This is a genomic window from Arthrobacter sp. Dra40, assembly GCF_059091905.1.
Map to the genome: position 1 here is coordinate 18,769 of NZ_JBNHHB010000065.1, position 8,948 is coordinate 27,716.

8 protein-coding genes and 1 pseudogene are annotated in these 8,948 nt (G+C 67.9%); all 9 read left to right on the top strand.

Annotated elements, in window-relative coordinates; all coding sequences use genetic code 11:
* Nucleotide 1 precedes the first annotated feature (1 nt).
* Complete coding sequence (locus AC5RWT_RS21030; protein ID WP_494081855.1) at nucleotides 2-1,480, top strand: lyase family protein; 1,479 nt, start codon at nucleotides 2-4, stop codon at nucleotides 1,478-1,480.
* Entirely contained in the window at nucleotides 1,477-2,271 is a 795-nt protein-coding gene (locus tag AC5RWT_RS21035; protein WP_494081856.1) for an alpha/beta fold hydrolase, read from the top strand. The genes AC5RWT_RS21030 and AC5RWT_RS21035 overlap by 4 nt, the downstream gene beginning before the upstream one ends.
* A 44-nt stretch (nucleotides 2,272-2,315) precedes the next feature.
* On the top strand, nucleotides 2,316-2,744 hold the full coding sequence (gene pcaC, locus AC5RWT_RS21040) for a 4-carboxymuconolactone decarboxylase (protein WP_494081857.1): 429 nt from the start codon (nucleotides 2,316-2,318) through the stop codon (nucleotides 2,742-2,744).
* Nucleotides 2,745-2,962: 218 nt separating this feature from the next.
* Nucleotides 2,963-4,174 (top strand): thiolase family protein, encoded by a 1,212-nt coding sequence (locus AC5RWT_RS21045; RefSeq protein WP_494045904.1) that lies wholly within the window; start codon nucleotides 2,963-2,965, stop codon nucleotides 4,172-4,174.
* A gap of 15 nt (nucleotides 4,175-4,189) precedes the next feature.
* Nucleotides 4,190-4,876, top strand: coding sequence for a 3-oxoacid CoA-transferase subunit A (locus AC5RWT_RS21050; RefSeq protein ID WP_494081858.1), 687 nt, complete (start codon nucleotides 4,190-4,192; stop codon nucleotides 4,874-4,876).
* Complete coding sequence (locus AC5RWT_RS21055; RefSeq protein WP_494081859.1) at nucleotides 4,876-5,520, top strand: 3-oxoacid CoA-transferase subunit B; 645 nt, start codon at nucleotides 4,876-4,878, stop codon at nucleotides 5,518-5,520. The genes AC5RWT_RS21050 and AC5RWT_RS21055 overlap by 1 nt, the downstream gene beginning before the upstream one ends.
* A gap of 25 nt (nucleotides 5,521-5,545) precedes the next feature.
* On the top strand, nucleotides 5,546-6,337 hold the full coding sequence (locus AC5RWT_RS21060) for an IclR family transcriptional regulator domain-containing protein (RefSeq protein ID WP_494081860.1): 792 nt from the start codon (nucleotides 5,546-5,548) through the stop codon (nucleotides 6,335-6,337).
* A gap of 66 nt (nucleotides 6,338-6,403) precedes the next feature.
* Entirely contained in the window at nucleotides 6,404-8,503 is a 2,100-nt protein-coding gene (locus tag AC5RWT_RS21065) for an acyltransferase family protein (protein WP_494081861.1), read from the top strand.
* Between the two features lie 276 nt (nucleotides 8,504-8,779).
* Nucleotides 8,780-8,948, top strand: a pseudogene (locus AC5RWT_RS21070) (30S ribosomal protein S12); the annotation flags it as partial.

An 8,948-nucleotide genomic window follows, 5' to 3' on the forward strand; every position in this document is an offset into this window, starting at 1 on the left:
CATGAATCCAGCGGACCACGCTGATTTCGGGCTGCTGTCTCCGGCTTCGGCCGGGACAGCAGCATCCCGTTTAACCAGCGACTACCAATTCATCCAGGCCATGCTCGACGTGGAGCTCGAATGGACCCGCGTGCTGGCCGACGCCGGGCGGGTGGCGGCGGACGCCGTTCCCGCCGTCGAGCAGGCCTCGCGGGCAGACCTCTACAACGCGGCAGCCTTGGCCGAACGCGCCCAGGGCGGCGGCAACCCGGTCATCCCGCTGCTGGCCGACCTGCGCGCGGAGACCAAGAAGCACAACCCGGCCGCCGCTTCGGCGATCCACCAGGGTGCCACCAGCCAGGACATCCTGGACAGCGCCGTGATGCTGATGGCCCGCCGCACCCTGCCCGGCATCGTCACCGACCTGAAGTCCGCCGCCGCCGCTCTGGCGCGGCTGGCGGAGGAACACCGCGGCACCATCACCGTGGCCCGGACGCTGACCCAGCATTCGCTGCCGTCCACGTTCGGGCTCAAGGCCGCCAACTGGCTCTCCGGCGTGGCCCAGGCCGGGGTCCGGCTGGAGCAGGTGGCCGGCGGACTGCCCCTTCAGTGGGGCGGTGCGGCCGGCACCATGGCCGCGCTGACCGTACTGGCCAACCGGCCCGCCAACCCCGCGGCCCCGCCCGCAGCGGACAGCGAAGGATCCGCCGGCACTGCGGCAGGCAGCGCTGCGCCAAACGACGACGGCGGTGCTCTGGCTTTGGCGGCCCGCCTCGCCGAACGGCTGGGGCTGGCCGATCCGGTGGCGCCGTGGCAAACCAACCGGCTGCCGGTCACGGCACTGGCTGCAGCGCTGGCCGATGTGCTGGTTGCCGCCGGCAAGGTCGCCAACGACGTGCTGCTGCTCAGCCGGCCCGAGCTGGGCGAAGTCTCCGAGCCGGCCGCCGAAGGCCGCGGCGGTTCCTCGGCCATGCCGCAGAAACAGAATCCGGTGCTGTCCGTGCTGATCCGCAGTGCCACACTGGCCGGTCCCGGGCATTTGGCCCAGATCCAGGCCGCGGCTGCCGGTGCCATCGACGAGCGGCCGGACGGTTCCTGGCACGTCGAGTGGCAAGCGCTGCGCCAGCTGCTTCGGCTGGCCGGCGGGGCAGTTACCAAGCTGGCCGAACTTTCCGAGGGCCTGGTGGTCCATCCGGAGAGGATGCGCCGGAACCTGGCGATCACCGGTGAGCTGGTGGTCAGCGAACGCATCATGGCCACCGTCGCGCCGCTGTTGGACGGCGGATCCCCGGGCGCCGGCAAGTCCAAGGTCCAGACTCTGGTCAACCAGTCGCTGGCCAACCAGGGCACGTTGGCGCAGCTGCTGCGCGATGCGGTGCCCGCCGACGTCCTGACCGACGCGGCGCTGGCCGAATTGCTGGATCCGGCCGGCTACACCGGCCAGAGCAGCCAACTGATCGACCGGATCATTTCCCACTATGCAGAATGGAGCCATTCGTGAGCGTTCCCGACATCACCCCCACCTTGCTGTCCGAGGGCAAAGGCAAACCAGTGCTGCTGGCCGGCGCCGGCTTGGGAACCGGAGCCAAGGCGCTCTGGATCGACGCCGTGCCACATCTTGCCGACTTCCAGGTAGTCGGCGTGGATCTGCCCGGCCACGGGGCCAGCCCGGCCTCGACCGAACCGTTCACCATTGCCGAACTCGCCCAGGGCGTGGTGGCCATGCTGGACAAACTGGCGGCCGCCGGTGACATCGACGCCCAGGCCAAGGTCTACTTCGCCGGCGTCTCGATGGCCGGCGAACTGGCACTGCAGCTGGGCCTGGACTACCCGGACCGCTTCGCCGGGCTGGGAGTGGTGTGTTCGGCCGCCAAAATCGGCGAGCCCTCCGCTTGGCTGGAGCGCGCGGAGACCGTCCGCAATGCGGGCACGCCCACCATGGTGGCCGGTTCGGCGCAGCGCTGGTTCGCGCCGGGCTTCATCGAGAAGCATTCCGAACGCACCACGCGGTTGCTACACACACTGCAGAACGCCGACCGCTTCGCCTACGCGCACTGCTGCGAGGCCTTGGCCAGCTTCGACGTCCGCGGACGCCTCGGCGAAATCACCACCCCGGTGATCGCCATCGCCGGCGGCGTGGATGAGGTCTGCCCGCCCGAGTTCGCCAAGGCAGTGGCCGCCGGCGTGCATCAGGGCCGCTGGGCCGTCGTCGATTCCGCCGCCCATCAGGCGCCCGCCGAAGCGCCCGAAGAAACCGCGGCGCTGCTGCGCGGTTTCTTCCTGGCTGCCTGATCGCAGCCGGATTCTTGACTGAAACTACCCAAGGAGTACCCGCCGTGAGCGACAACCCCACCTTCGATCCTGCCAAGACCCAGCAGGAGGTCTACGACGAGGGCATGGCCGTGCGCCGGCAGGTCCTGGGCAATGCGCACGTGGACCGCGCAAACAGCTCGATCGATGAGTTCACCCAGGACTTTCAGGAACTGATCACCCGCTACGCATGGGGGACCATCTGGACTCGGGAGGGGCTGCCGCGCACCACGCGCAGCGCCATCACGCTGACCGCCATGATCGCCAAGGGCCACTGGGAGGAATTCGCCATGCATGTCCGCGCGGCGTTGACCAACGGCATGACCCGGGACGAGATCAAGGAAGTGGTGCTGCAGTCCGCGATCTACTGCGGCGTGCCGGATGCCAACGTGGCGTTCAAGGTGGCCAAGGGCGTTTTCGCCAGCCTTGACGAGGATCACGGCGCCTCGATATAGTTCATATAACGTACATGCGTTCGTGAAGCGAACACTTCCAAGGATGTGGTGGACGATCATGGGTCCCTGTCCAAGGGATCGATGAAGCCGCCACGGAAGGTTTCTGCGCGGATCCCCATCATGTCTATGGAGCGGTCCGGTCTAGCCACAGCGCTGGACCGGGCCGTTTGCTGTAACCCACGGCGCACGCCAGAAGTGCGCCCACGAAGGAGCCTCGAATGAACCAGGCATATTTGTATGACGCCGTCCGCACCCCGTTCGGCAAGTTCGGCGGCGCGCTGGCCGGCGTCCGGCCGGACGACCTGGCCGCCGAAGTGGTCAAGGCCGAAGTTGCCCGCGCGCCGGGCTTGGACCCGGAGCGCATCGACGAGGTGATCTTCGGCAACGCCAACGGCGCCGGCGAAGAGAACCGCAACGTCGCGCGGATGGCCACGCTGCTGGCCGGCCTGCCCACCTCCATTCCGGGCACCACGGTGAACCGGCTCTGCGGTTCCAGCCTGGATGCCGCGATCATCGGCTCCCGCCAGATCAACGCCGGCGAAGGTGACCTGGTGCTGATCGGCGGCGTCGAGTCGATGAGCCGCGCGCCGTGGGTGATGCCGAAGACCGAGAAGCCATACCCGGCGGGCAACATGACCCTGGCGTCCACCACGCTGGGCTGGCGGCTGGTGAACAAGAAGATGCCGGAGGAGTGGACCGTGTCCCTGGGCGAGGCCACCGAGCAGCTGCGCGAGCGCCACGGTATCAGCCGGGAGCGGCAGGACGAGTTTGCCGCGGCCTCGCACCGCCTGGCCGACGCCGCCTGGAACGAGGGCAAATACGACTCGATGGTGGTGCAGGTTCCGGGCACCGACCTGACCCGCGACGAATCCATCCGCCCCACCAGCACCGCCGATGTGCTGGCCGGGCTGAAGACCGTCTTCCGTCCCGTGGGGGACGGCCCCGAGGGGGGCACCGTGACGGCCGGCAACGCATCGCCGCTGAACGACGGCGCGTCCGCGGCCTGGTTGGGCAGCGAGGCTGCCGCCGGGCTGCTGGGAACCGAGCCGCTGGCCCGGATCGCCGGCCGCGGCGCCTCCGCCCTGGAGCCGCAGTTCTTCGGCTTCGCTCCGGTCGAGGCCGCGAACCAGGCCGTCCGCCGGGCGGGCATCAGCTGGTCGGACGTCGCCGCCGTCGAACTCAATGAAGCCTTTGCGGCGCAGTCGCTGGCCTGCATCGACAACTGGGACATCGATCCCGCCATCGTCAACGCCTGGGGCGGCGCCGTGGCCATCGGCCACCCGCTGGGCGCCTCGGGCATCCGCATCCTCGGCACGCTGGCACGCCGGCTGCAGGAATCGGGCGAGCGCTGGGGCGTGGCCGCCATCTGCATCGGCGTGGGCCAAGGCCTCGCCGTGGTGCTGGAAAACGTCAACTCAACCAAGAACTAAAGGAGGTAAGCCAGCATGGCAAAATTTGCTGCTACTGCCCGGGACGCCGTGGCCGGCATCCAGGACGGCGCCACGGTGCTGATCGGCGGCTTCGGCAACGCCGGCCAGCCGATGGAACTGATCGACGCGCTGATGGACTGCGGTGCCACCGACCTGACGGTGGTGAACAACAACGCGGGCCAGGCCGACGCCGGTTTGGCGCTGCTGATCAAGGAGCGCCGGGTCAAGAAGATCATCTGCTCGTTCCCGCGCCAGTCGGACTCCTGGCACTTCGACACCGCCTACCGGGCGGGCGAAATCGAACTGGAATTGGTGCCGCAGGGCAACCTCGCCGAGCGAATCCGTGCCGCCGGCGCCGGTATCGGCGGCTTCTTCACGCCCACCGGCTACGGCACCATGCTGGCCGAGGGCAAGGAAACCCGCATGATCGACGGCAAGGGCTACGTGCTCGAGTCCCCGATCTACGGCGACGTGGCACTGATCAAGGCGCTGACCTCGGACAAGAAGGGCAACCTGGTCTACCGCAAGACCGCCCGCAACTTCGGTCCGATCATGGCCGCCGCCGCCAAGAAAAGCATCGTCCAGGTCTCCGGCATCGTGGAGACCGGCCAGTTGGATCCCGAGGTCATCGTGACGCCGGGCATCTACGTGGACACCGTCGTCGAAATTGCGCCGCAGGCCGCAGAAGGAGAGGCACACTAGTGAGCGAGAAACTCAGCCGCGAGGACCTGGCCAGGCTGGTCGCGCAGGACATCCAGCCCGGTTCCTTCGTCAACCTCGGCATCGGCCAGCCGACGTCCGTCTCGAACTACCTGACCGCCGAACAGGACATCACGCTGCATACCGAGAACGGCATGCTGGGGATGGGCCCGGAAGCGCACGGCGACGAGATCGACCAGGACCTGATCAATGCGGGCAAGGTCCCGGTCACCGAGGTGCCGGGGGCGTCCTACTTCCACCATGCAGACTCCTTCGCCATGATGCGTGGCGGCCATCTGGACGTCTGCGTGCTCGGCGCCTTCCAGGTCTCGGCCACCGGCGATCTGGCGAACTGGCACACCGGCGCCCCGGACGCCATCCCCGCCGTCGGCGGCGCGATGGACCTGGCCACCGGTGCCAAGGACGTCTACGTGATGATGTCCCTGTTCGCCAAGGACGGCACGCCCAAGCTGGTGCCCGAATGCAGCTACCCGCTCACGGGCGTGGGCTGCGTCACCCGCGTATACACTAATGACGCGGTCTTCCTGCTGACGCCGGAAGGCGTGCGGGTGCGCGATACCTTCGGGACCACGCTTGAGGAGCTGCAGTCCAAGATGGACATCAAGCTGCTCCCGCCCACCGAGTAAAGCCCACGTAAAGCTCGAAGGAACCATGACCGAGACCAAAACGCCTGGCGATCAGTTCGTCCAGTCACTGGCCCGCGGGCTGACCGTGATCAGGGCTTTCGACGCCGACAACGTCACCATGACGCTCAGCGAGGTCTCCAAACGGACCGGCCTGACCCGCGCCACGGCGCGTCGGTTCCTGCACACCCTGGTGGACCTGGGGTACGTGCGCACCGACGGCCGGGTCTTCGAGCTCACCGCATTGGTGCTCCAGCTGGGGTATTCCTACCTTGCCGGGCAGAGTCTGCCCCAGCTGGTGCAGCCGTTGCTGGAAGAACTTTCCGCCGAGCTGCACGAATCCACGTCCGCCTCGATCCTCGACGGCGACGAGATCGTCTACATCGCCCGCATCCACACCCGCCGGATCATGACCGTGGGGATCATGGTGGGCACACGGTTCCCGGCCTATGCGACCTCGATGGGCCGGGTGCTGCTGGCCGGCCTGCCGATCGAGGAACTGGAGGAGCGCTTGGCCTCCACCACGCTGAAGCAACTGACGCCGCGGACCATCGCCGACCCGGTGAAACTGCGGGCCGAGCTGGACACGGTGCGCAGCCAGGGCTGGTCCCTGGTGGACCAGGAGTTGGAGATCGGCCTGCGCTCCGTGGCGGTGCCGGTCCTGCATCCGGACGGCTCCGTAGCCGCCGCGCTGAACATGTCCATGCAGGCCTCGCTGGCGGACGGCACCCGCGACGTGGACGCCGTGGTTGCCGAGGCCCTGCCCAAGTTGCGGGCCGCCTCGGCCAAGATCACCGACGCCCTGCGCGCGCAGCAGTAGGTCAAGCCCCGGACGTTTACCCCGCGGTCAACTGACGTTGACCTTGGCGTGGGTGAATGCCCGGTGATGGAACCTGTGACCCCACGGCGGAAGTTTCTGCCGGAAATCCAAGCCCTGCGCGCCCTCGCGGTGCTGCTGGTGGTGGCCTACCACCTGGAGCCGCGCTGGCTGCCCGGCGGCTTCGTGGGCGTGGACGTTTTCTTTGTCATTTCCGGATTCCTGATCACCGGCCACATGCTGCGTGAAGCGGCGGCCACCGGGACCCTCTCGCTGCCCTCGTTCTGGGCGGCCCGTATCCGGCGCATCCTGCCCGCGGCGCTGCTGGTCATCGCCGTCGTGCTGGCAGCGACACTGGCGCTGCTGCCGATGAGCCAATGGGAGCGAATTGGCGGGCAGGCCCTCGCGTCCACCTTCTACGTGCAGAACTGGGTCCTGGCCGCCGCGTCGGTGGATTATCTGGCGGCGACCGAGACGCCCTCACCGCTCCAGCACTTCTGGTCCCTGGCCGTGGAGGAGCAGTTCTACCTGCTCTGGCCGCTGCTGGTCTTGCTGTCCGTCTTCCTGCTGCGCCGCAGCCGGCGCGGCATTCGCCCAGGCGGACGGGGGAGCACCACCAGTCACAGGGCGTGGACGGTGGAGCGGACCGCCGCCGCGATCTTTGCCGTGGTAGTCGCTGCCTCGCTGGCGTATGGCATCTGGGCGACGGCGGGCGGCAGCCCGGACGCGTACTTCATCACGCCCACCCGGATCTGGGAACTGGGGCTGGGCGGACTGCTGGCTGCGCTGCACCGCGACCCGCAGCGCTGGCCCTACCTGCGCAGTCTCTTGGCGGCGGCGGGGCTGGCCGCCATTGTGGCCTCGGCGTTCCTCTTCAACGGCAGCACGCCGTTCCCAGGGACAGCGGCCCTGCTGCCGGTGCTGGGCACCATCGCCGTCATCGCCGCCGGACGGACCAGCGGCCCGCTGTCCCTCCACCGCCTCGTGGACTGGCCACCCATCCAATGGACAGGGAACGTGTCCTACTCGCTTTACCTTTGGCACTGGCCCCTGATTGTGTTCTTCACCGTCCTAGCCGGTAGGGAACCGGGGCCCGCCACCAGCCCGTTGCTGCTGGTTGGTTCCTTTGGGCTGGCCGCACTGAGCTACTACTTTGTGGAGACGCCGGTGCGCCGTTTTGGCTGGTTCAGTGCCAGCGCCTGGCGTCCGCTCGCCGCCGGCGCCGCTGGCACCGCGCTGGTCGGCACGCTGGCGTTCGTGCCCGGAAACCAGCAGGAACGCATCCTGGAGCAGCGCGACGAGGCAGCTGCCGCGCTGCTGGACGCACCGCCGCCGGGGTTCGGCGTGGCCTCGATCAAGGAAAACGGGCATCAGGTGTTCGCCACCAAGACTCCGCTGATTGTCCCGGATCCGGCCCGGGCCGGAGACGACCAGTCGGGCCTGGGCGATTGCGCCGTCAAGCCGATGGCCGCCCAAACCAAGGAGTGCACGTACGGGGACCCCGACGCGGACTTCACCATTGCGCTGGTGGGGGACTCACACGCCGGCCAGTGGTTCAAAGCCTTGGAGCCGATAACCCAGCGCCAAGGATGGCGGCTGCTCACCTTCATCCACAATTCCTGCCCGTTCAATGCGGAGCAGCGCAAGATCGAGGCCAAGGGCGAATCCGTGTGCCAGGCGCCCAACGAACAGACGCTGAAGCGGTTGACGGCCGACGGCGAGGTGGACGCGGTCCTCACGTCCTATTACGCGGAGTCTTCGTTCGTTGACTCCGGGACGGGACACCGGCCCGGAGTGGCGGGCTTTGCCGAGTACTGGAACAAGCTCGCCGACGCCGGCGTCGACGTCTACGCGCTGAAGGACACGCCCCGCCCGCGCGAGGGAGCGCTGGCCCGCGACTGCGCCGCGGCGAACTACGAGGATCCGTCCGGTTGCGGGCAGCCCCGGGGCGAGGGGTTGGACGGTAAGGACCTCACGGCCGAGGCCGCAGCGCTCGCTCCGCGTACGGAGGTGGTCGACCTATCGTCCCGTTTCTGCGACCGGGATACCTGCCCGGTGGTGATCGGCAACGTCCTGGTGTACCGGGATCTGAACCATGTGAGCGGCACGTACATGAAGACGCTGGCCGCGCCGCTGGAAGCGGCACTGCTGCAGGCGATGGGGAAGTGATCGCGGTGCAGGCCGGTCCGGATCACCCCCGTCCTCCGGTGCCGTCAATCTCTGATAGACTTTTCTTCGATTGTTTTGTGTGGCAGTGGATGAAGGCCGTTCCGGATCAAACCGGGGCGGGGCCTGTTTCCGGTCCGCGGGGTTCTTGCGCGGAGGATGCCACACTTTTGCACGCCTACGGTCGCTTCAATTCGGCAGCGGGTGCGAAGACGACCGACAGTGCCTGGCCCTGCATGTGAGGCGGGGCAAAGCTCACGAAAAACGGAGATCACGAAAGTGCCTACGATTAACCAGCTGGTCCGCAAGGGCCGCTCACCTAAGGTCAACAAGACCAAGGCGCCTGCCCTTAAGGGCAGCCCGATGAAGCGCGGCGTTTGCACCCGCGTTTACACCACCACCCCGAAGAAGCCGAACTCCGCGCTCCGCAAGGTAGCCCGCGTCAAGC